We start from the raw sequence: 20,195 nt of genomic DNA on the forward strand, positions 1-20,195 counted from the left end.
AAATTTGCACTTGACGCGTGTTCTGGATTGTATTGCCGGAACGGGGAGAATGCTGCGGGTAAGATGGTATCCATATGCGATGCGGCGCAATCCCTGGGGATCGCGCCGCATCTGAACACTCGGGTATCGCTGTGCCGGGCATGCCCTTAGCTCTTGGGCTTGCCCTTGCCGATGACTTCCGTCTGTTTGCCGATCGAGCTGGCAAACGGAACGGCGGCTTTCACTTCAACCTTGTCTTTCTTTGGCTTGCGTACTTCGCGGTTGCTGCGCTGTTGACCTTTGGCCATGGTGGTTCTCCTTCAGGTTTCGGGTAGGGATCGGGGCGGGACGTGATTAGCCGGGGCGGGACTGATCCTCGAGAAGCGCAGCTTCCAGATCGAAATGGTCGATCGGGAAAACCTGCCGGGTGCCGAGCTTCGACGACCGGGCCGGAACATGGATGTAGGTGGCCACGCGGCAATAGGCGGCGCGGGACAACCCGTCGATGAGTTCTTCATCCTGATCCACGTCGTAATCACCGGCGGGTAATGTCTTGTCCACCCCCTTCAGCGCAAAGGGTGCGTCGAAGTGGACGATGGAATGTGTGGTACGCGTGAACATGCCAATCCTCCTTTGGAAGTGGCAAGCAGCGGAAGCTGGCCTGCTGTGTTCTCATCCCGGCGGGTGCCGGAGATCAGTCGTCATGCAACGTTCAAAAAACCGTCGCCATTTTGGAACGAGATTGGCGGGTCGAGAACCTCTGACGCCGCGAAGAGCCAAATCTGAACCGAGGATATCCAAAAGGCGATAGCAAAACAATCGTCATGATTTGCGGCGTAATTGCGGGTGCCGTTTTCAAAAATCGTTCTATCCCAGAACGCCCGCGAAGCTTTTCGTCAATTTTCCCTGCCGGAACGCCTCGGCAATGAAATCAACGAATACCCGCGTTTTTGCCGGCAGCAGCCTGCGGCTGGCATAATAGATGGATAAGGTTCCGACATCGGCATGCCAGTCCGGCAAGAGACGCACGAGCTCGCCATTTTCGAGGTGCGGCAGGGCTACGGGCGCCGAGAGGATGGTTACGCCCAGACCAAGCAAAGCTGCCTGACGCATGGCAGCGGGATCGTTGACCACAATCCTGTCCCGGATATGCGCCGGCATTTCCATTCCGGCGCTGTTGCGCATCATGCGGACGGGAATGCGCCCCGTGCGCTGCTGGCGAAGCACAATCCCGTCCATGGCGGCAAGCCCTGCCGGGTCTGCCGGAAATGCGCGTCCCCGCATGTAGCCCGCAGACGCCACGGCAATGAGATGCAGGGGCGCGAGCGAGCGTGAAACAACACCGGGCAGAAGTTCGAAGCCGCCGCCGATGGCGGCATCGAACCCTTCCGCGATGAGATCCACCTGCCGGTTTTCAAAGTGCCATTCCGGCCGGATCAATGGAAAGCGCTCGAGAAAGGCCGGAAGCAGCGGCAGGACAAATCCGATGCCGAGCGTCGGGCTCATGCTGACCTTGAGCACGCCGGCCGGTTCATCGCGATGCGCAGCAACATTGGCGATTGCCGCCTGCAGATCGTCGAGGTTTGTGCGGACGGCCTGCAGGAAGCGCTCGCCTTCCTCGGTGAGGGTCAGGTTGCGCGTGCTGCGATGAAACAGCCGCACCCCAAGATTGCGTTCCAGCATGGCCACGTTCCGGCTGACTGCCGCAGGTGTCAGCGACAGGCGCCGCGCCGCTGCGGAGAAACCGCCGGATTCCGCGCTGCGCACGAACGACTCCAGATTGGCGAGGGTTTCCATATCCATACCTTCAACTGATGATTGAAAATATTTAAAGCCATTACCTGCTTCACGTCAATGAATGCCTGTCCCATTTTCAGGCCATGCAACTCCATGCATTCACAAAGAGGAACAGGATCATGAGCATTGGTATTATCGGAGCAGGGCTGATCGGTTCAGCCTTTGCGCGGGCGCTGGCCCGGGCCGGGATCGAGGCGATCATTTCCAACAGCCGCGGACCGGACTCGTTGAAGGAACTGGTCGGTGAACTCGGACCGTCCATCAAGGCAGGCACCGTAGAGCAGGCGGCGAGTGCGGATATTGTGGTGATTGCCGTCAACTGGTCGAAGCTGCCGCAGGCTCTGGCCGGCCTGCCCGCCTGGAACGGCCGCATTGTCATCAATGCCAACAATGCCATCGAGGCACCGGCCTTCAAGCCTTTTGACCTCAAGGGGCGCCTGTCGAGCGACGTCGTTGGCGATCTCGTGCCGGGTGCGAAACTGGTGAAGGCGCTCAACCATTTGCCGGCAGCCTTGCTCGCGGGCGACCCGCAAGCCGAAGGTGGCCATCGTGTCCTGTTCTATTCGGGCGATGACGCGGACGCCAAGGCAAAGGTCGGCGCCCTGTTCGAAAAACTTGGCTTTTTCGCCCTCGATCTGGGCAGCCTTGCGGCGGGTGAGAAGATGGCGGCTTTCCCCGGCGGGCCGCTGGCGGTTCTTAATCTGGTGAAGTTCGGCTGATGACCGGAGAAGGGCCTGCCCATCGGCAGGCCCTTGCAGAATTATGTGGCCGCAAGGCGGCGCCCCGCATCGGACTGGGGCTCATTGCCGCCGATATCGGGTGCATGGAAATGCCCGGTTCCACCTCTCAACATCCTGTCCTGGCCGCCTAATTTGCCTCAGGCACTTTTATATTCGGCAAATGATGTTACATTGGCTCCAACGTTAATGAACAAGCGCCTTGCCTGCGTCCTCCAGAGGTTCGCGCGGCGCCCGAAGGATAAGATTTTGAAAGACCCCGAATCGGACGCCCGCAAAGCGTCGAATGAAGGGGCGTCTGGCGGTCATCCGGTGTCAAATGGCACTGCAGGTCCCGCCAAGAACGGACCCGGACCACAAGGGGATTCTGCGCATCAACCGCAGGAGAGCCGGTCCGATTCCCAGGAAGGACGCTTCGATAAGAACCCCAAGAAACGGGCGCGCCGCCGTCGGCGCGGCAAGTCGAAACACGGTGCTGTTTCGGCGCAAAATCCTGTTGCCGCTGACGCGCCTGCGCATCCAGCGGGAGAAACCGGTGCCGCCGCGCAGGCGAAAACCGGCAAGAAGCGCCGCCCCAACCGTCACAGGCGCCGGGGCCGGTCCAAGGCAGGCCAGCAGGAAGCTGTTATCGCGGCGGCTGTGGAACAGAGCAATCCAGCCAAACCTTCCGAGCCTGACAATACACGGCGCGAACCCCGATATGCCGGCGCTCCGCTCTATGCCGCGCTCGATCTGGGCACGAACAATTGCCGCCTGCTCGTGGCAACGCCGACGCGGCCGGGCCAGTTCCGTGTCATCGATGCGTTTTCGCGCATTGTCCGTCTTGGCGAGGGGCTGGGTGCAACCGGGCGCCTGAGTCCGAATGCCATGAGCCGTGCCATCGAGGCGCTGAAGATTTGCCGCGACAAGCTGGAAAATCACGATGTACGGCGCGCGCGCCTCATCGCCACCGAGGCCTGCCGCCAGGCGGAGAACGGTGCGGAATTCCTGCATCAGGTCAAACACGAGACCGGGCTTGATCTGGAGATCATCAACCGCCAGACGGAAGCCCGCCTTGCTGTTTCCGGCTGCGGCACGCTGGTCGAACGTGAAACCGATGCGGTTGTCCTGTTCGACATCGGCGGCGGGTCCTCGGAAATCGCCCTGATCGACCTGTCCGAGCGGCGTTCCCCGCGTCTGGCCGAGCACATCATTGCCTGGACCTCGCTGCCGGTCGGCGTCGTCACGCTGGCGGAGCGTTTTGGCGGCCGCGATGTGACGACCGACAATTTCGCCGTCATGGTCAATCATGTGGCCGAACTCCTCAATGATTTCTCCGAACGGCACAAGCTCGGCGATCTCGTCAACAGCCAGAATTTTCACCTGCTCGGCACCTCCGGCACGGTGACGACGCTTGCCGGTATCCATCTTGGCCTGGATCGCTATGACCGGCGGCGGATCGATGGTATCTGGATGCAGAATGACGATGTGACCGAGATGACAAGCAAGCTCCTGTCGTGGAGCTTTGACGAACGGGTTGCCAATCCCTGTATTGGCGCTGACCGGGCGGATCTTGTTCTTGCCGGCTGCGCCATTCTGGATGCAATCCGCAATGTCTGGCCCAGCCAGAAGCTGCGTGTGGCTGATCGCGGCCTGCGCGAAGGTATTTTGACTGAACTCATGTCGCGCGATGGCGCGTGGCGCAATCGGTGGTTTCGCGCCAATGTCGCGTAAAAGAGGGGCGTAGATTCCCAATGGCTAAGACAACAACAGGCGGGCGCGGCGGTACGGGTACGCGCGGCCTGCATACCAAGATCAAGAAGAAGGCGGGCACGATCAAGGAATCGTCGCGCCGCTGGCTCGAACGTCATATCAACGACCCCTATGTGCAGCGGTCGAAGGCCGATGGCTATCGTTCGCGCGCGGCCTACAAGCTGATCGAGATCGATGACCGCTACAAGATCCTGAAAAAGGGTCAGCGCATCATCGATCTGGGTGCCGCTCCCGGCGGCTGGAGCCAGATTGCAGCCGGGATTGTCGGCTCTCCCGAGGAAGCGCCGACGGTTGTCGGCATTGACTATCTGCACATCGATCCCTTGCCGGGCGTAACGTTGCTCGAGATGGATTTCCTGGACGATGCCGCGCCGGACAAACTCATCGAAGCTCTGGGCGGCCAGCCGGATATCGTGTTGTCGGATATGGCTGCTCCAACCACGGGGCACCGCCGCACCGACCACATCCGCACGACACATCTGTGCGAAGTGGCAGCGGACTTTGCGGTTTCCGTGTTGCGTCCAGGCGGTCATTTCCTGACCAAGACCTTTCAGGGCGGCACTGAAAATGAAGTGCTGACCCTGCTCAAGCAGCACTTCAAATCCGTGCATCACGTCAAGCCGCCAGCCTCACGTGCCGAATCCGTGGAGCTTTACCTGCTTGCCCGTGATTTCAAAGGCAGGTCTTAGACAGCGATCTATTCGGCAGGCGCGGGCTTCGCATTCGGGTAATGTCCGGATACTTCGGCGCCCGCATCCGGCTTCAGGCCGACGAATGAGAAGAATGCCAGCGACGATATGGCGGCGACCAGAAAGAACGCCGTGTGGAAATCAGAGAGCTGCAACGGCCCGCCATGCATGCTGGTGGATACTTCCAGAATGCCGCCTGCCACCGCGACGCCGAGCGCTATCGATATCTGCTGGGCGACGGATGCGATGGGGGTAGCGAGGCTGGTCTGCTCATTCGGCACTTCCGCATAGCCAAGCGCATTGGTGCCGGTGAAGAACAGCGAGCGGAAAAAACCCGCAACGAGCAGCAAACCGAGAATGAGAGCCGTCGGCGTTTCCGGGGTGAAGAAGCCGTTCATGGCAATGAAGCTTGCGGCAATCAGCGATCCATACATCAGCGCATTGCGGAAACCCGTCTTGCGGAAGAACCACTTGGTCACGAACTTCATGCCGATAGCGCCGGCAGCCGATATGAAGGTCATGAGGCCGGATTGGAACGGTGTCATGCCAAAGCCGATCTGAAACATCAGCGGCAGCAGGAACGGTGTTGCACCAACGCCGATCCGGAACAGGCTGCCGCCGACAATCGAGGCGCGGAACACCTGGTTCCTGAAAAGATCGAGCGCCAGCAGCGGTTCTGCCGTGCGCCTGGCATGAATGAGATAGAGCGCCGTCGAGACAAGCCCGATTGCAAGCGTCGTCATCCCGACCCATGCGGGGAGTGCCGGCAGGCTGACAACGGAAAGCCCGAACACAACGCCGGATGCGGCGATGCCGCTGAGGAAGAAACCGGGCACGTCCAACTTGCGCTGGATCAATGTTTCGACATCCGGCAGATAGCGTGTTGCGAACCAGATGCCGAGCATGCCGATGGGCACGTTGATCAGGAAAATCCAGTGCCAGGTGAAATAGGTGGTGAGAAACCCGCCAATGGGCGGTCCGACCAGCGGCCCGACCAGTGCCGGCACGGTCAGCCAGGCCATGGCGCCGACGAGTTCGCTGCGCGGCGTCGAGCGCACCAGCACGAGCCGTCCAACCGGCGTCATCATGGCGCCGCCGACCCCCTGCACGAAGCGCGAGACGACGAATGCCAGCAGGGAGTTGGACACGGCGCAGGCAACCGACCCCAGCACGAAAACCACGATGGCCGCTCGGAACACATTCTTGGCCCCGAAACGATCGGCCATCCAGCCGCTGACCGGGATGAACACCGCAAGGGAGACGAGATAGGCGGTCAGCGCAAGCTTGAGCGCAATGGGGCTCGTCCCGATATCGGCGGCAATGGCGGGCAGGGACGTGGAAATGACGGTCGAGTCCATCTGTTCCATGAACAGAGCGACAGCAAGCACGAGCGGAACAATGCGATTCACAATGAATTCCAGTTCTCAGTAAAGAGCGTCGTCAGCAATCGGGGTCCGTCGCGGGACTCAGAGTAAAAAGCAACCCTTGCTGGCGCTGCGATAGCACCAGTGTGACGGGTGCTCAAGCACCGATCAATCAGATGTGATCCAGCGCAATACGATTTTCCGCTATGCAAACGGAACAGCCCGGCAGCCACGGCGTTGCCCATGCACGATCTCAACCGCAGCCCCCCAAGACTGCCAGACGGAGACGAACCCATGACATCATACGAGATTTCCCGCCGCGACCTGTTTCTGGCGTCGAGCGCCATAGCCGGCGGCCTTGCCATGTCGCAAGTCATACCGGATTCTGCTGCCGCCGCAGTTCCGCTTTCCAACATCAGATCGCCGGGCTTCAAGCGCTTCAAGCTGGGTGAATTTGAGGTGACCACGCTTCTCGATGGCCTGCGCCTGTCCGAGGGCCCGTTTCCCACTTTCGGTGCCGATCAGTCGCAGGAGAAGGTGGCGGAGTTGATGCGCGCCAATTTTCTGCCGGAAACGAAATTCGTCAATGGCTTTGCCCCTGTTCTGATCAACACCGGGACTGAGCTGATCCTGTTCGACACCGGTTTTGGCGTTGCGGGGCGCGACAACGGTTTTGGCCAGCTGGAAGCCAATATGAAGGCGGCGGGCTACACGCCCGATCAGGTGAGTATTGTCGTCATCACCCATATGCATGGTGATCACATTGGCGGCCTGATGAATGGCGAGACGCCTGCCTTTGCCAATGCGCGCTATATTGCGGGGCAGATCGAATATGATTTCTGGACCGATCCGGCTCGGGCAGGCACGCCTGCCGAAGGGGGTGCCAAAGGCGTTGCGTCCAAAGTAAAACCGCTGGCGCAAAAGACCACGTTCATCAAGGCCGGGGATGCGGTTGTCTCCGGTATCACCAGTGAAGCGGCTTACGGCCACACGCCCGGCCACATGATTTTCCACGTGGAGTCCGCGGGCAAACGTCTGGTGCTGACCGCCGATACCGCCAATCATTACGTCGCAGCCCTGCAGCATCCGGAATGGGAGGTGGCTTTTGATGCGGACCGTGCCAAGGCCATCGAGACGCGCAAGCGGGTGCTCGACATGATCGCCACCGACCGCGTGCCGTTCATCGGCTATCACATGCCGTTCCCATCCGCCGGCTATCTCGACCGGCAGGGAAGCGGCTACCGTTTCGTACCGGTTACCTATCAGTTCGACGTCTGATCCTGTTCCGGCACGGCTGATGCGGCTTCGGCGCGCTTGCGCCGGATCGTATCGGCAATGAACACCCGTGACAGGGCATGGTAGAGCGGTTCATGCGAGATGATGCGCGCCGTGCCGTAACCGAGCATGGACGTGCACATCAACGCAATGACGCTGTCATGGCTGCCGGTCATTTCCAGAATGATGACAAAGGCCGTCATCGGCGCTTGCACGACCCCGGCAAAGTAGCCAGCCATGCCGAGCACGGCAGCAAGGCCGATATTGCTGCCGGTCAGCAAGCCGACCGAACTGCCGAAGCTTGCGCCAACGGAAAGAGATGGGGCAAAAATGCCGCCGGGAATGCCGGAGACCATGGACAGGAAACTGGCGAGCAATTTTTCCAGGAAGAAATACCAGGGCAGGGCATGGCCCTCCACGGCGCCGCGCGCCTGTTCGTAGCCCGTGCCGAAGGTTGTGCCGCCTGAAGCAACCCCGATCAGCGCTACGGCAAAACCGCACACAGCGGCAAGCAGCAAGGTGCGGCGAAACGGATCGGGCGCCGTCCAGCGCTTGATCCTGCGCAATGCCCTGACGGCACCGGCACTGAAGCAGGCGCCGAACGCACCGCCGCCCACGCCGCAGAGAATGACGAGCAGCCAGTCGGAAAAGCCCGTGGCGGCTGCCGCCGATGCGCCGAAATAGGTGTAGTTGCCGACAAGTCCGATGGCGGCGAGGCCGGAGAGGATGACGGCTGTCAGGACAAGGCCGTTGGTGCGTGCCTCGTAGGAGCGGCCCATTTCCTCGATGGCAAAGACGATGCCGGCGAGCGGTGTATTGAAGGCTGCGGCAATCCCGGCGGCGGAGCCCGCGAGAATGAGCCCGCGCGCCTGCGCCATGCCGCCCCAGCGCGCCACCTGCAGCATCAGCGATGCACCGACCTGGACGGTTGGACCCTCGCGGCCGATGGAGGCGCCGGAGAACAGGCCGACGACGGTCAACAGGATCTTCCCGAAAACCATGCGCAGGGAAAGCAGCCGGACGCGGTCTTCGTGATCATTGAGATGCCGGGCGGCGATGGCCTGCGGAATGCCGCTGCCCTGGGCATTGGGGAAGAAGCTGTAAGCCATGTAGGCGCAGAAGATGAAGCCGAGCGGCGTGATGATCAGGGGCAGGAATGTCGTCCAGCCGCTTGTCCCTGTCACGCCATGAAACGTTTCCTGGGCGATATCCGCCAGCTTGGCGAAGAGGACGCTGACGACACCGATGGCGAGCGCACCGGCCCAGAACACCAGACGCGGGCGCCAGACCCGGGTGTTGCCCCACATGGCACGCGACCGGCGCAGGAAGGAAACTTTTCGGTAAATCGGGCGCACCATATCTCCTGTGTTGAGCCGTCCAAGGGATCGTGTGCTCCTAACATGCGGGAAAACGATGGGCCAGTCTCAACAATTCGCCCTTTTCCTGCCAAGATGCACAGGGCATTTTGACACCCAGGGAGGACACCATGAAACGATTCTTTGCCATGCTTTGTGTCTCGCTGTCGCTCGGCGCAGTGTTGCCGGCGGCCGCTGCTTCGCCGAAGGAAAAGGTCGATCCGATCGACAAGGCTGCAACCGAATGCCTGAACAGCCCGGCAGGGCAGACGACGGCAGGAATGGTCGATTGCTCGCACAAGGCGTTCCTCGCCTATGACAAGCAGATGAACGAGGTTTACAAAAAAGTCCTGGCATCCGTCGATCCGGAATCAGCCAAGCAGATTCGCGATGCGCAGCGCAAATGGGTGGCGTGGCGCGAGGCCCAGATCAAGGCCGACAACGGCCCATGGCGCGCCGACCGGGGTTCCATTGCCAGCATGGATATCGAGGCGCTGAATGTGGATGCGGTGCGGGCGCGCATCAAGGAACTTCAATATTATGCGCAGTAGAGCCGGTTTCCATCCACCCCTAGCGGGAGGTCGTGTATCGCTGATTGCGGAATAAATACGTTTCCACCTTTCCAAACCGACATATCCATGTTACCAGCCCGTGCCAATTCACCGGAACATTACTGACTCGGCGCACCGCCATCGTGGTGCGCTTGTCGCATTTTAAGGAATTGGTTATGGCAAAAATTGTTGAATCCGCGACGGGCGCGCTGGCACTGACATTTGACGATGTCCTGCTTCAGCCGGGTCATTCCGAAGTCATGCCCGGCCAGACTGACATTCGCACCCGCATTGCTCCCGATATCGAACTGAACCTGCCGCTGCTCTCCGCAGCCATGGACACCGTTACCGAGTCGCGCCTTGCCATTGCCATGGCTCAGGCTGGCGGCATGGGCGTCATCCACCGCAATCTTACGCCGGAACTGCAGGCCGAAGAGGTCCGGCAGGTCAAGAAGTTCGAATCCGGCATGGTCGTCAACCCGGTCACCATCGGTCCGGACGCAACGCTTGCCGATGCGCAGGCATTGATGCGCGCCCATGGCATTTCCGGCATCCCGGTGGTTGAGAACGCCGGTGAGGGCAGTCGCAAGCCGGGCCGTCTCGTTGGCATTCTGACCAACCGCGACGTGCGTTTTGCGTCCGATCCCAGTCAGAAGATTTACGAACTGATGACGCGTGAAAACCTCATCACCGTGCGCGAAAACAATGTCCAGCACGAAGAAGCTAAGCGCCTTCTGCACCAGCACCGCATCGAGAAGCTGCTGGTGGTCGACAGCAAGGGGCACTGCGTCGGTCTGATCACCGTCAAGGATATGGAAAAGTCGCAGCTGAACCCGAATGCCGCCAAGGATGCGCAGGGTCGCCTGCGGGTTGCCGCTGCTTCCAGCGTCGGTGAAGACGGTTTCGAGCGCGCCGAGCGGCTGATTGCTGCCGGTGTCGACGTTCTCGTCATCGATACCGCTCACGGCCATTCGCAGCGTGTTCTGGATGCGGTCACCCGCGCCAAGAAGATGTCCAACGCCGTGCGCATCATTGCCGGTAACGTTGCAACGGCAGCGGGCACGCAGGCGCTGATCGATGCGGGTGCCGATGCGGTCAAGGTCGGTATCGGACCGGGCTCCATCTGCACCACGCGTATCGTTGCCGGTGTCGGCGTGCCGCAGCTTTCCGCCATCATGTCGGCAGTGGAAGCCGCGCACAAGGCCGGTGTTCCGGTCATCGCCGATGGCGGCATCAAATATTCCGGCGATTTCGCCAAGGCACTGGCCGCCGGTGCCGCTGCTGCCATGGCGGGTTCCGCCCTTGCCGGGACCGAGGAAAGCCCCGGCGAGGTCTATCTCTACCAGGGCCGTTCCTTCAAGGCCTATCGCGGCATGGGTTCGGTTGGCGCCATGGCCCGCGGTTCGGCGGATCGCTACTTCCAGGCGGAAGTCCGCGACGAGTTGAAGCTCGTGCCGGAAGGCATTGAAGGCCAGGTGGCCTATAAGGGGCCTGTGTCGGGGGTCCTGCACCAGCTCGCCGGCGGTCTTCGTGCGTCGATGGGCTATGTTGGTGCCAAGAACCTGGAAGAGTTCCGCGACAAGGCGACCTTTGTCCGCATCACCAATGCCGGCCTGCGGGAAAGTCACACCCACGATGTGACGATCACGCGCGAAAGCCCGAACTACCCAGGCGGCAACTGATCGGGACGCGGAGGCCATGTCTGACAACGCCCTCCGCGACCATTTTTCGGCCATGGCGCGCAACAGCGCCTGGTCGAACCACCGGCTGCTCGGCGCCTGTGCCGGGCTGACGGCGGCGGAATTTGCGCAGGAGCGGGTCAGTTTCTTCCCGTCGCTGCAGATGACACTCAACCACAATCTCGTTGTCGATCACATCTATCTGGCTGACATGACGGGTGCCGGGCGCAAGAACATCAGTCTTGCCGGCGATATTCCCTTTCCAAAACTGGCCGATCTCAGACAAGCTCAGGAAACCTTCGACGCCGATCTGATCGCCTTTTGCGACGGTTTGAGTGCGCCGGATCTTGACCGGATCATTATGATCGAGTGGCATGACGGGCAGGCTTCACAGGAGCCGCTGCACCGCGTGCTGTCGCATCTGTTCGTGCACCAGATCCATCATCGCGGACAGGCGCATGCAATGCTGGCGGGAACAAACGTGCCCCCGCCGCAGCTTGACGAATTTTTCCTGAACTATGATATCCCGCGCCGCAAGGGCGAACCTTTCGCGACTTGACCTCCTGGATGGTCAGTTCACGGAATGATCTTCCGCGCCCGCAGATCCCGAAAGACGTTCAGGAACATTTCTTCCGTATCGACATATTCATGGAAGCCGGCGCGGCGCAGTTTGCTGCCATCGGCGAAGAAATCATAATTCCAGCCGAATACCGCGTCGCCAAATCCCCATGACGAGACATCGCTGTAGGGGATGGCCGCAAGTTTGTGCTTCGCAACCATTTTATCCCAGAGCGGTTCCTTGTCGGCCATCACCACATTCAGCGACATGGGCAGGGGCGGGGCAACCTCCAGATCGAAAAACCGGGCAATTTTCGGCCACATCTCGCTCCAGCGGAAGAGGTCGCCATTGTTGATGTTGTAGGCCTGATTTCCCGCCGCCGGGTGGGTGGCGATGAACACCGTCGCCCGCGCCAGCAGACCGGCATCGGTCATTTCAAGCAGGCTGTCATAGGCGCCGGGCTTTCCCGGAAAGCGCAGGGGAATGCCGAGTTCCCTGGACATCGAGGCATAGACAGCGATCACCGAGGCGAGGTTCATCGGGTTGCCGAGCGCATATCCGATAACGACGGACGGACGCAGCGCGGACCATGTCCAGCTCTTTCCCCTTTGGGCTGCTTCGAGAAAATCCTGCTGGTCGATGTTGAACTCCGGCGGCATGTGATTGGCATCGCTTTCGCGCGCCGGTGTCTTGAACGGGCCGAGATGCGCGCCGTAGACCTTGTATCCCTGCATGAGGCTGATGTGCCGGAGGCCGCGTGCGACGGGTTCGATGGCATTGACGACATTGACCAGCATGGCAAGGTTCGGCGGTACCAGCTCCGCCCACGTCGGGCGGTCCTGATAGGCCGCGTAAAAAACATGAGTGACATCGGTGAGGTGTGCGAGTTTTGCCTTGGCATCGGCCGCATCAAGCAGATCAACGGCGATGTGGCTGACCCTGCCATCCGCAATCCCGCCGCGCCGCGACAGGCCGACAATTTCCCAGTCACCCAATTCCTTGAGATGTGCAATCAGATTTCCGCCGATGATGCCATTGGCACCCACAATCACGGCTTTTTTCATGTCCTCTATCATTTCAACAGCTCCATTTCGTTGGTGCTGCCAGCATCATCCATTTGTATGTGTTTGCGTAGGCGATTGATGATGATATTATTCATAAGAAAATATTTGAGGTGGCAGGTGGATCGTTTTGCGGCAATGAAGACCTTCATACGGGTGGCGGAGCTTGGCTCGCTGTCGGCGGCGGCACGGGAACTCGGGCTCACACAACCGGCTGTCAGCCAGCAGATGGCGGCACTGGAGCGCCATCTGAACATGCGGCTGCTGCATCGCTCGACACGCCAGCTGGCCCTAACCGACAGCGGCGAGACCTACTACCAGCGGGCGCGGCATATCCTGCAGACCGTCGACGAGGCGGAAGAGGCCGTGACTGGCCTTGCCACGTCGGTTCAAGGCAACCTTCGCGTGCATGCGCCCGTCGGGTTCGGCCAGATGCATCTGACGCCGATGCTGATCGATTTTCAGTGCCGGCACCCGGATTTGACCGTTGAACTCATTCTGGATGACCGCTTTGCCGATCTGGTGGCCGAGGGCGTCGATGTTGCCATCCGTTTCGGTGCCTTGGCCTCGTCTGGCCTGGTGGCGCGGAAACTGGCCACGTTCGAGCGGATTCTTGTGGCTTCGCCTGAATACATCGCGCGCCATGGCAGCCCGCTGCTGCCGGAAGAACTGTCGGCGCACCGGCATGTCAGGTTTATCTGGTCGCCACTGGGTGAGGCGGTGCCGCTGATCGGGCCGGACGGGCCGATTGTCGTGCCGGTTAAATCGGGCTTTCTCGCCAACAACGCTTTTGTGCTCAATCAGGCATTGCGAGCGGGCGTGGGAATTGGCGGGGCGCAGGTGCCGCTGGTTCAGCCGTTTCTCGATGACGGCACGCTCGTCCGTGTGCTGCCCGCTTACCGCTACGCGTCCATGGATATCCACGCGGTCTATGCCTCGGCCAAGTTTCTGCCGCGCAAGGTAAGGGCATTTGTGGACCATCTGGCGGCTGGGCTGTCCGGAATTCCCGGGTTGAATTAACAGCTTGCGGAAAAAATGAACGTAGACGTAAGATGCGTCAACGTTGGAGGAACCCATGCCGCAGACCGCAATTTTCTGGCCGATGATCGCGCTGACCGCGCTGGTCTATATTGTCTACGGCCTTGTGTTCCTTCGCCGGATGGAAGCGGTCAAGAGCGGCCAGGCCTCGCCTCGCGATTTCAAGCTGCCGCTCAAGGAGCCGGAGACGAGCGCCACGGTGATCCGCAACCTGATCAATCTTTATGAGCTGCCGGTGCTGTTCTATGCGGTCTGCATCTCGCTCTATGTGGTCAACGGCGCATCGTTCCTCGCTGTCATCGTTGCCTGGTTGTTTGTGGCAGCACGCGTCGCCCATACTGTCGTGCATGTGACGTCAAACCGTTTGAGGCTGCGCCAGCCGATTTTCACCATCGGGTTTGTTCTCAATGGCATTTTGTGGGTCATCCTCGCGTTGCATCTGGCGATACCCGCAACGGCTTAGGATCGGCGAAGGGATTGCCGGGAACGGTCAGGAACTAGGCCGCCAGATCGTCCAGCTCATCGGCTGAGATCAGCAATCGTCTGCCGCAATCGACAATCGTTGTGGCCAGGGCTTCGAAATCCTCGCGCCGTTCGCTTTGCCGGCGCCAGATCAGGCCGATCTCGCGCGAAGGTTCAGGATCGGCAAAGGCAAGGATGCGCACATTGTTGCGGCTGGCCTCCGTGCGCACGGCGATTTCCGGGATCAGCGTCAGGCCCATGCCGTGGCTGACCATCTGCAGCAGCGTCGCCATGCTGGTGGCGCCATAATTGACCAGCTGCCGCTGCTTGACGCTGGTGCACACCGCCAGGGCCTGATCGCGCAGACAGTGGCCTTCCTCAAGCAGCAGCAGCCGTTCCAGCGCCACGCTCTCCTGGGTCATCGGCGAGGTGAGGATGTCGATGTCATTGCTCGATGTGGCAATCAGGAAGCGGTCGCGGAACAGCGGCTTGGCGGCAATGCCGTCGCTGTCGATCGGCAATGCTGCGATCAGCGCATCGAGATCGCCGAGCCGCAAATCCTCGACCAGCTTCGACGTCACCGCCTCGCGCAACTCGATGGTCAGTTCCGGGTAGGCAGCGCGCAATTCCGGAATGAGAATGGGCAGGAGATAGGGCGCTATGGTCGGGATGATCCCCAGCCGCAGGCGGCCCTGCAAAATGCCGCGCCGCTGCGATGCCAGTTCTTCCAGCGAGCGGATGCCGTTCAGAATGCCGCGAACCCGCGGCAGAAGCCGCTTGCCCATATCGGTCAGAACCACCGTGCGGCGTGTCCGCTCGAACAGGGGCGTTCCAAGCCGCTGCTCCATTTCCGCGATCTGCGCCGAAAGTGCCGGCTGCGAAATACGTGCGAGTTCTGCCGCCTTGCGGAAATGCAGGGTGGTGGCAAGGATATCGAAATAGCGCATTTGGCGGACGGAAAACATGATAACCAAATCCTATCAATAATAATTCTAAATTCAATTGGAAACTATGATTGGAATAGTTCTATGGTTGCCCCGAGATCGCAGAGAGCCCGCGCGCCGTGCGATTCTGAAAATAGTGTCAGAAAACGAAATTCAAGGAGAAGCCAATGGCTGACCGTCCGACGTTGACAACTACTGCCGGTGCACCGGTATCAGACAATCAGAATTCGAGGACTGCGGGTGAACGTGGTCCGGTTCTCCTGGACGACTATCAGCTGCTCGAAAAGCTTGCCCACCAGAACCGTGAACGTATCCCTGAACGGGTTGTTCACGCCAAGGGCTGGGGCGCATTCGGCACGTTGAAGATCACCGGCGATATCTCCCGTTACACCAAGGCCAAGGCCTTGCAGCCGGGCACCGAAACACCGCTGCTGCTGCGGTTTTCCACGGTTGCCGGTGAACTTGGCGCCGCCGATGCCGAGCGCGACGTGCGCGGTTTTGCCCTTAAATTCTATACGAGCGAAGGCAACTGGGATCTGGTCGGCAACAATACGCCGGTGTTCTTCGTGCGCGATCCGCTGAAGTTCCCCGATTTCATTCACACGCAGAAGCGCCATCCGCGCACCAACCTGCGTTCAGCCACCGCCATGTGGGATTTCTGGTCGCTGTCGCCGGAAAGCCTGCATCAGGTCACCATCCTGATGTCGGATCGCGGCCTGCCGGTCGCGCCGATGTACATGAATGGCTACGGTTCGCACACCTATTCCTTCTGGAACGACAATGGCGAGCGCTTCTGGGTAAAATTCCACTTCAAGACCCAGCAGGGCCACAAGCATTATACCAATGCGGAAGCTGAATCGCTGATCGGCAAGTCGCGCGAAACCTACCAGGAAGAGCTGTTTGGCGGCATTGAACGCGGTGAATTCCCGAAATGGACCGTACAGGTTCAGATCATGAGCGAAAGCGACGCGGAAAAGACCTCCTACAATCCGTTCGATCTGACCAAGGTCTGGCCGCATGCTGAATTCCCGCCGATCGAAATCGGTGTCATGGAACTCAACCGCAACGCCGACAACTATTTCGCCGAGATCGAACAGGCTGCCTTCTCGCCGTCGAACGTCGTTCCCGGCATCGGTCATTCGCCGGACAAGATGCTGCAGGCACGTGTGTTCTCCTATGCGGATGCGCATCGCTACCGCCTCGGCACCCACTATGAAGCACTGCCCGTCAACCAGCCGAAGTGCCCGGTCCATCACTACCACAAGGATGGCCAGATGAATTTCTTTGGCCAGAAGACCGGCAATGTCGATGCCTATTACGAGCCCAACAGCTTCTCGGGTGCCGTCGAGCAGCCATCGGCAAAAGAGCCGCCGCTGGCCCTTTCCGGCAATGCGGATCGCTACAACCACCGCATCGGCAACGATGACTACGTGCAGGTAACAGCACTGTTCAACCTGTTCGACGCTGGTCAGCGTGCGCGCCTGTTCTCCAACATCGCCGCGGCAATGGGCGGTGTTCCCGGTGCCATCATCGAGCGCCAACTGGCGCACTTCAAGCTTGTTCATCCCGCGTATGAAGCCGGCGTGCGGGCTGCCCTCAAGGAAGCGCATGGCTATGAAGCCAACGCGATTTCCAACGAAGAAAAGCACGTCGCGGCCGAGTAATCGCTGCCTGAAACAACTTTGTTGTTCAATGTGAAAGCCGGAGCAGGATGCTCCGGCTTTCTTTTATTGGCTTTGCAATGTATGCGAAGCCGGTAGACAAAAAGAAGGAATTCCCATGCGACTTGGCGGACGCCTGCAGGCGGCAATCGAAGTACTGGACGATATTGAGACCCGCAAACGCCCGGCTTCCGATGCGCTCAAGGATTGGGGACTGTCGCACCGCTTTGCCGGTGCCGGTGACCGCGCGGTCATCGGCAATATCGTCTATGACGCCTTGCGGCGCAAATTGTCGCTTGGCTGGCGGATGGACAGCAATGCGGCCCGTCATATTGCCTTCGGCGTGCTCCTGTCCGATGCCGAGCTGGTTATCGATGAGATCAATGCTGCGCTGGACGGCGATAAGTTTGCACCTGCACCGCTTGAAGCCGATCGCATGGCCATCTGGCTGGAGCGTGACCTCGCGGCTGCACCCGATCATGTGCGCGCCGATGCACCCGAATGGTGTGTACCGCATTTCCAGGCGATTTTCGGCGAGGCCTGGGTGGCTGAAGCTGCTGCCCTCAGCGACCGCCCTCCGGTCGACCTGCGCGTCAACACGCTGAAGGCTGATCGCGAAAAGGTACTGAAGGAACTGGTTCGCGCCGGAGCCAGCGCCGCGCCGCTGCTGGAAACGGCCGTCCGGGTGCCGCCGCTGCGCGCCATGGGCCGTCATCCGAACGTGCAGGCGGAACCGGCATTCCAGCGCGGGCTTTTCGAAGTGCAGGATCTCGGCTCGCAGATCGCCGCCAAACTCAGTGGCGCCAGGCCGGGCGAACAGGTGCTCGACTACTGCGCCGGAGCTGGCGGCAAGACGCTGGCGTTGGCGGCGCAGATGGGCAACAAGGGGCAGATTCACGCCTATGACGCGGAACGTGCCCGGCTTGCCCCCATTTTTGACCGGCTGAAACGGGCAGGGGTGCGCAATGCCCAGGCCCACGCCAATTCCAGCGAACTCACCCCGCTTGAAGGCCAGATGGATCTCGTGCTGGTTGATGCGCCTTGCACCGGTTCCGGCACCTGGCGGCGCAGGCCGGACGCGAAATGGCGCCTCAGCGAGCAGCAGCTGGAGCGGCGCGAGGTGGAACAGCGCGAGGTGCTTGACGCGGCCAAGGCCTATGTGAAGCCGGGCGGGCGGCTGGTCTATATCACCTGTTCGCTGTTTGCGCCGGAAAACGGTCAGCAGGTCGCCGCCTTCCTGCAGGCAAACCCTGATTATGCCGCGGCCGATACCCGCCCCATGTGGCAGGAAGCGGTCTCGGCAAGCGATGGTCTCGGGCCCTTGTTCAAGGATGGCAATACGATCCTGTCGCCGCTGTCGACATCGACAGACGGCTTCTTCATTTCTGTTCTCAGACGCGAGAAATAGCGGTACAACCATCCGCGACATTGTCCGCAGGAAAGGTTCTACCATGTCCCGGTCCGTAGGGTTTCTCTTGTTTCTCGTGCTGACTGTCGGTGGCGGGCTTGCCATCGGCTATATCACGCTGCCGGGCGAGTGGTATGCCGGGCTGGTCAAGCCTTCGTTCAACCCGCCGAACTGGATTTTCCCGCCGGTCTGGACGATTCTGTATGTGCTGATCGCCGTCGCCGGCTGGCGGGTGTGGGATCGCGACTTGACCTCGGCCCAGCAGTTCTGGTGGGCGCAGCTCGTCCTGAATTTCCTCTGGTCGCCGGTGTTTTTCGGCTTTCAGCAGATGGGCGTGGGGCTGCTGGTGATCGTGCTGTTGCTGATCTCGATCATCGGCTTCATCCGTGTCGCCTGGGAGCCCGAACGGCCAGCCGCGCTGATGTTCATTCCCTATCTCGTCTGGGTGGCGTTCGCCACGCTTCTCAACGTGTCGCTTTACCTGCTCAATCCGGTGTCCTGACATGAGCTTGCCCTATGATCTGGCCGCTATTGGCGGCAAACAGGTGCTGTTCGTCATGGCGGTGGATGCCGAATATGGTGCACATCTGCAGCGGCTGTTCCGGCCGCTGATGACCGGCGTCGGTCCGGTGGAGGCGGCGGTCAGCCTTGCCGCCAATCTCGCGGCGCTGGAACAGAGCGGCATTGTGCCGGACCTCGTTGTATCGCTCGGATCAGCCGGCTCGCGCACGCTGGAGCAGACCGAAGTCTATCAGGCAACAAGCGTCTCCTATCGCGACATGGATGCCTCGCCGCTGGGCTTTCCCAGGGGGGGAACACCGTTTCTCGATCTGCCGGTCACCGTGCCTTTGCCGCTACGCATCCCCGGCGTGAAGGAAGCGTCGCTTTCAACCGGCGCGAACATCGTCTCGGGCAGTGCCTATGACCGGATCGATGCGGATATGGTTGAGATGGAAACCTTCGCCATATTGCGCGCCTGCCAGCGTTTTGGCCTGCCGTTGATCGGGCTGCGCGGCATTTCCGATGGTGCAGCCGAACTGCGCCACGTCGGTGACTGGACCGAATATCTGCATGTGATCGACGAAAAACTGGCGCAGGCCGTGGAGGCCATGGGCCAGGCGCTGGAGACCGGAGCGATCACGCTATAATTTTTTCGATTTTCTTATTGTATATTTTATTGATACTGAAAAGTGATATCATTATATGGGTCTCAACCGGAAGCATCGGGCGACGCTTGCCGCCATTTTCGCCGAACCCGTCCGGGCTGGTATTCATTGGCGAGATTTCGGAAGGGCAGGGCTCGCGCGTTCGTATCGCCCTGAATGGCATTCGTGCGGTGTTTCATCGACCCCATCCGCAAAAGGAAACGGACAAGGGCGCGGTGAAATCAGTGAGGCGCTTTTTGCTGGAAGCGGAGATAAGACCATGAGCACGATGCATTACAAAGGCTATGAAGCGGTTATAGAATACGATGAAGAGGCCGGCCTTTTCCACGGCGAGGTTATCAATCTTCGCGACGTCCTTACCTTTCAGGGAACGTCCGCGGCAGAGCTGAAGCAAGCGCTTGCCGGCTCCATCGAAGATTATCTGGCGTTTTGCGCCGAGCGTGGAGAGGAGCCGGAAAAGCCATTTTCCGGGCAGTTTGTCGTGCGTGCCGAACCCATTCTGCACAAGGCCATTTCCAGTGCCGCGCGCCGCGCCGGGGTGAGTCTCAACAAATGGGTTGTCATGACGTTGGAGCGGTCGTTGCGTTAGAGGTTCGGACGCGAACAAACACCACAACACAAGGATGATTCCTTCCAAATTGTGAACAAATGCAATTGGCATCCGCGTGTGGTGGAGTGACCCATTGCATCGACTCGGCAATTGCTTTAAAGGCCCGCC

At 60.3% G+C, this 20,195-nt stretch carries 22 protein-coding genes; 15 read left to right on the forward strand and 7 right to left on the reverse strand.

From position 1 onward, the window contains the following. Window positions 1-146: 146 nt before the first annotated feature. From C5750_RS26675 to C5750_RS22045, 3 genes are all read right to left on the reverse strand, one after another. On the reverse strand, window positions 147-287 hold the full coding sequence (locus tag C5750_RS26675; protein WP_165401771.1) for a hypothetical protein: 141 nt from the start codon (window positions 285-287) through the stop codon (window positions 147-149). 46 nt (window positions 288-333) lie between these two features. Beyond that, entirely contained in the window at window positions 334-600 is a 267-nt protein-coding gene (locus C5750_RS22040) for a hypothetical protein (RefSeq protein WP_105736824.1), read from the reverse strand. Between the two features lie 246 nt (window positions 601-846). Further along, entirely contained in the window at window positions 847-1,776 is a 930-nt protein-coding gene (locus tag C5750_RS22045; protein WP_105737311.1) for a LysR family transcriptional regulator, read from the reverse strand. A gap of 119 nt (window positions 1,777-1,895) precedes the next feature. Here C5750_RS22045 and C5750_RS22050 point away from each other — a divergent pair, with 119 nt between their 5' ends. From C5750_RS22050 to C5750_RS22060, 3 genes are all read left to right on the forward strand, one after another. Continuing rightward, entirely contained in the window at window positions 1,896-2,495 is a 600-nt protein-coding gene (locus C5750_RS22050) for an NADPH-dependent F420 reductase (RefSeq protein WP_105736826.1), read from the forward strand. Between the two features lie 267 nt (window positions 2,496-2,762). After that, a complete protein-coding gene (locus C5750_RS22055; RefSeq protein ID WP_105737313.1) occupies window positions 2,763-4,226 on the forward strand; it encodes a Ppx/GppA phosphatase family protein in 1,464 nt (487 codons plus the stop codon). A gap of 20 nt (window positions 4,227-4,246) precedes the next feature. Further along, entirely contained in the window at window positions 4,247-4,954 is a 708-nt protein-coding gene (locus C5750_RS22060) for an RlmE family RNA methyltransferase (protein ID WP_105736828.1), read from the forward strand. An 8-nt stretch (window positions 4,955-4,962) separates the two neighbouring features. Here C5750_RS22060 and C5750_RS22065 read toward each other — a convergent pair whose 3' ends face one another. Then, complete coding sequence (locus tag C5750_RS22065; protein WP_105736830.1) at window positions 4,963-6,363, reverse strand: MFS transporter; 1,401 nt, start codon at window positions 6,361-6,363, stop codon at window positions 4,963-4,965. A 249-nt stretch (window positions 6,364-6,612) separates the two neighbouring features. Here C5750_RS22065 and C5750_RS22070 point away from each other — a divergent pair, with 249 nt between their 5' ends. Then, a complete protein-coding gene (locus tag C5750_RS22070; RefSeq protein WP_105736832.1) occupies window positions 6,613-7,596 on the forward strand; it encodes an MBL fold metallo-hydrolase in 984 nt (327 codons plus the stop codon). On the opposite strand, the gene C5750_RS22075 is transcribed toward C5750_RS22070, so the two are convergent. Next, complete coding sequence (locus tag C5750_RS22075) at window positions 7,581-8,951, reverse strand: chloride channel protein (protein WP_105736835.1); 1,371 nt, start codon at window positions 8,949-8,951, stop codon at window positions 7,581-7,583. The genes C5750_RS22070 and C5750_RS22075 overlap by 16 nt on opposite strands. 128 nt (window positions 8,952-9,079) lie before the next feature. On the opposite strand from C5750_RS22075, the gene C5750_RS22080 reads away from it, so the two are divergent. The 3 genes from C5750_RS22080 (at window position 9,080) to C5750_RS22090 (ending at window position 11,737) form a co-directional block, all read left to right on the forward strand. Next, a complete protein-coding gene (locus tag C5750_RS22080; protein ID WP_199538021.1) occupies window positions 9,080-9,499 on the forward strand; it encodes a lysozyme inhibitor LprI family protein in 420 nt (139 codons plus the stop codon). A 176-nt stretch (window positions 9,500-9,675) separates the two neighbouring features. Beyond that, a complete protein-coding gene (gene guaB / locus C5750_RS22085) occupies window positions 9,676-11,181 on the forward strand; it encodes an IMP dehydrogenase (RefSeq protein ID WP_105736837.1) in 1,506 nt (501 codons plus the stop codon). 16 nt (window positions 11,182-11,197) lie between these two features. Then, window positions 11,198-11,737 carry a DinB family protein gene (locus tag C5750_RS22090; protein ID WP_105736839.1) on the forward strand — a complete coding sequence of 180 codons (540 nt, stop codon included), beginning with the start codon at window positions 11,198-11,200 and terminating at the stop codon, window positions 11,735-11,737. Window positions 11,738-11,754: 17 nt separating this feature from the next. Here C5750_RS22090 and C5750_RS22095 read toward each other — a convergent pair whose 3' ends face one another. After that, window positions 11,755-12,801, reverse strand: a complete 1,047-nt coding sequence (locus C5750_RS22095) for an SDR family oxidoreductase (RefSeq protein WP_245421206.1) — start codon at window positions 12,799-12,801, stop codon at window positions 11,755-11,757. Between the two features lie 135 nt (window positions 12,802-12,936). Here C5750_RS22095 and C5750_RS22100 point away from each other — a divergent pair, with 135 nt between their 5' ends. Both C5750_RS22100 and C5750_RS22105 read left to right on the forward strand, forming a co-directional pair. Next, window positions 12,937-13,818 carry a LysR family transcriptional regulator gene (locus C5750_RS22100; protein WP_199538020.1) on the forward strand — a complete coding sequence of 294 codons (882 nt, stop codon included), beginning with the start codon at window positions 12,937-12,939 and terminating at the stop codon, window positions 13,816-13,818. Between the two features lie 55 nt (window positions 13,819-13,873). Then, the gene (locus tag C5750_RS22105; RefSeq protein WP_105736845.1) at window positions 13,874-14,299 is read left to right on the forward strand and encodes an MAPEG family protein; all 426 of its coding nucleotides are present in this window, start codon (window positions 13,874-13,876) and stop codon (window positions 14,297-14,299) included. Between the two features lie 34 nt (window positions 14,300-14,333). On the opposite strand, the gene C5750_RS22110 is transcribed toward C5750_RS22105, so the two are convergent. Next, window positions 14,334-15,263 (reverse strand): hydrogen peroxide-inducible genes activator, encoded by a 930-nt coding sequence (locus tag C5750_RS22110; protein ID WP_105736847.1) that lies wholly within the window; start codon window positions 15,261-15,263, stop codon window positions 14,334-14,336. A 146-nt stretch (window positions 15,264-15,409) separates the two neighbouring features. Between C5750_RS22110 and katA the strand changes: the two genes are divergently transcribed. The 6 genes from katA to C5750_RS26990 all read left to right on the forward strand — a co-directional run bounded on the left by katA (window position 15,410) and on the right by C5750_RS26990 (window position 20,066). Beyond that, complete coding sequence (gene katA / locus C5750_RS22115; RefSeq protein ID WP_105736849.1) at window positions 15,410-16,906, forward strand: catalase KatA; 1,497 nt, start codon at window positions 15,410-15,412, stop codon at window positions 16,904-16,906. Window positions 16,907-17,021: 115 nt separating this feature from the next. Continuing rightward, window positions 17,022-18,311: an RsmB/NOP family class I SAM-dependent RNA methyltransferase gene (locus C5750_RS22120; protein ID WP_105736851.1), complete on the forward strand. Its 1,290-nt coding sequence runs from the start codon at window positions 17,022-17,024 to the stop codon at window positions 18,309-18,311. 43 nt (window positions 18,312-18,354) lie between these two features. Beyond that, window positions 18,355-18,813 (forward strand): TspO/MBR family protein, encoded by a 459-nt coding sequence (locus C5750_RS22125; RefSeq protein ID WP_105736853.1) that lies wholly within the window; start codon window positions 18,355-18,357, stop codon window positions 18,811-18,813. Window position 18,814: 1 nt separating this feature from the next. Then, window positions 18,815-19,459, forward strand: a complete 645-nt coding sequence (locus C5750_RS22130; RefSeq protein WP_425350505.1) for a 5'-methylthioadenosine/S-adenosylhomocysteine nucleosidase — start codon at window positions 18,815-18,817, stop codon at window positions 19,457-19,459. 188 nt (window positions 19,460-19,647) lie between these two features. Beyond that, window positions 19,648-19,740 carry a hypothetical protein gene (locus C5750_RS26985; protein ID WP_342588481.1) on the forward strand — a complete coding sequence of 31 codons (93 nt, stop codon included), beginning with the start codon at window positions 19,648-19,650 and terminating at the stop codon, window positions 19,738-19,740. 5 nt (window positions 19,741-19,745) lie between these two features. Next, window positions 19,746-20,066, forward strand: coding sequence for a type II toxin-antitoxin system HicB family antitoxin (locus tag C5750_RS26990; protein ID WP_105737319.1), 321 nt, complete (start codon window positions 19,746-19,748; stop codon window positions 20,064-20,066). Window positions 20,067-20,195: the final 129 nt, after the last annotated feature.

Origin of the sequence: Phyllobacterium myrsinacearum, assembly GCF_002980555.1 — a bacterium.
In the GTDB taxonomy this organism is placed as follows: domain Bacteria; phylum Pseudomonadota; class Alphaproteobacteria; order Rhizobiales; family Rhizobiaceae; genus Phyllobacterium; species Phyllobacterium myrsinacearum.

What these genes read in the sequence shown, in the direction of transcription:
- C5750_RS22050 (WP_105736826.1), top strand. Translation starts at nt 1,896, where the DNA reads ATGAGCATTGGTATTATCGGAGCAGGGCTGATCGGTTCAGCCTTTGCG.
- C5750_RS22070 (WP_105736832.1), top strand. Translation starts at nt 6,613, where the DNA reads ATGACATCATACGAGATTTCCCGCCGCGACCTGTTTCTGGCGTCGAGC.
- C5750_RS22095 (WP_245421206.1), bottom strand. Translation starts at nt 12,801, where the DNA reads ATGAAAAAAGCCGTGATTGTGGGTGCCAATGGCATCATCGGCGGAAAT.
- C5750_RS22045 (WP_105737311.1), bottom strand. Translation starts at nt 1,776, where the DNA reads ATGGAAACCCTCGCCAATCTGGAGTCGTTCGTGCGCAGCGCGGAATCC.
- C5750_RS26990 (WP_105737319.1), top strand. Translation starts at nt 19,746, where the DNA reads ATGCATTACAAAGGCTATGAAGCGGTTATAGAATACGATGAAGAGGCC.
- C5750_RS26675 (WP_165401771.1), bottom strand. Translation starts at nt 287, where the DNA reads ATGGCCAAAGGTCAACAGCGCAGCAACCGCGAAGTACGCAAGCCAAAG.
- katA (WP_105736849.1), top strand. Translation starts at nt 15,410, where the DNA reads ATGGCTGACCGTCCGACGTTGACAACTACTGCCGGTGCACCGGTATCA.
- C5750_RS22110 (WP_105736847.1), bottom strand. Translation starts at nt 15,263, where the DNA reads ATGTTTTCCGTCCGCCAAATGCGCTATTTCGATATCCTTGCCACCACC.
- C5750_RS22130 (WP_425350505.1), top strand. Translation starts at nt 18,815, where the DNA reads ATGAGCTTGCCCTATGATCTGGCCGCTATTGGCGGCAAACAGGTGCTG.
- C5750_RS22120 (WP_105736851.1), top strand. Translation starts at nt 17,022, where the DNA reads ATGCGACTTGGCGGACGCCTGCAGGCGGCAATCGAAGTACTGGACGAT.
- C5750_RS22105 (WP_105736845.1), top strand. Translation starts at nt 13,874, where the DNA reads ATGCCGCAGACCGCAATTTTCTGGCCGATGATCGCGCTGACCGCGCTG.
- C5750_RS22075 (WP_105736835.1), bottom strand. Translation starts at nt 8,951, where the DNA reads ATGGTGCGCCCGATTTACCGAAAAGTTTCCTTCCTGCGCCGGTCGCGT.
- C5750_RS22040 (WP_105736824.1), bottom strand. Translation starts at nt 600, where the DNA reads ATGTTCACGCGTACCACACATTCCATCGTCCACTTCGACGCACCCTTT.
- C5750_RS22090 (WP_105736839.1), top strand. Translation starts at nt 11,198, where the DNA reads ATGTCTGACAACGCCCTCCGCGACCATTTTTCGGCCATGGCGCGCAAC.
- C5750_RS22125 (WP_105736853.1), top strand. Translation starts at nt 18,355, where the DNA reads ATGTCCCGGTCCGTAGGGTTTCTCTTGTTTCTCGTGCTGACTGTCGGT.
- guaB (WP_105736837.1), top strand. Translation starts at nt 9,676, where the DNA reads ATGGCAAAAATTGTTGAATCCGCGACGGGCGCGCTGGCACTGACATTT.
- C5750_RS22080 (WP_199538021.1), top strand. Translation starts at nt 9,080, where the DNA reads ATGAAACGATTCTTTGCCATGCTTTGTGTCTCGCTGTCGCTCGGCGCA.
- C5750_RS22100 (WP_199538020.1), top strand. Translation starts at nt 12,937, where the DNA reads ATGAAGACCTTCATACGGGTGGCGGAGCTTGGCTCGCTGTCGGCGGCG.
- C5750_RS22060 (WP_105736828.1), top strand. Translation starts at nt 4,247, where the DNA reads ATGGCTAAGACAACAACAGGCGGGCGCGGCGGTACGGGTACGCGCGGC.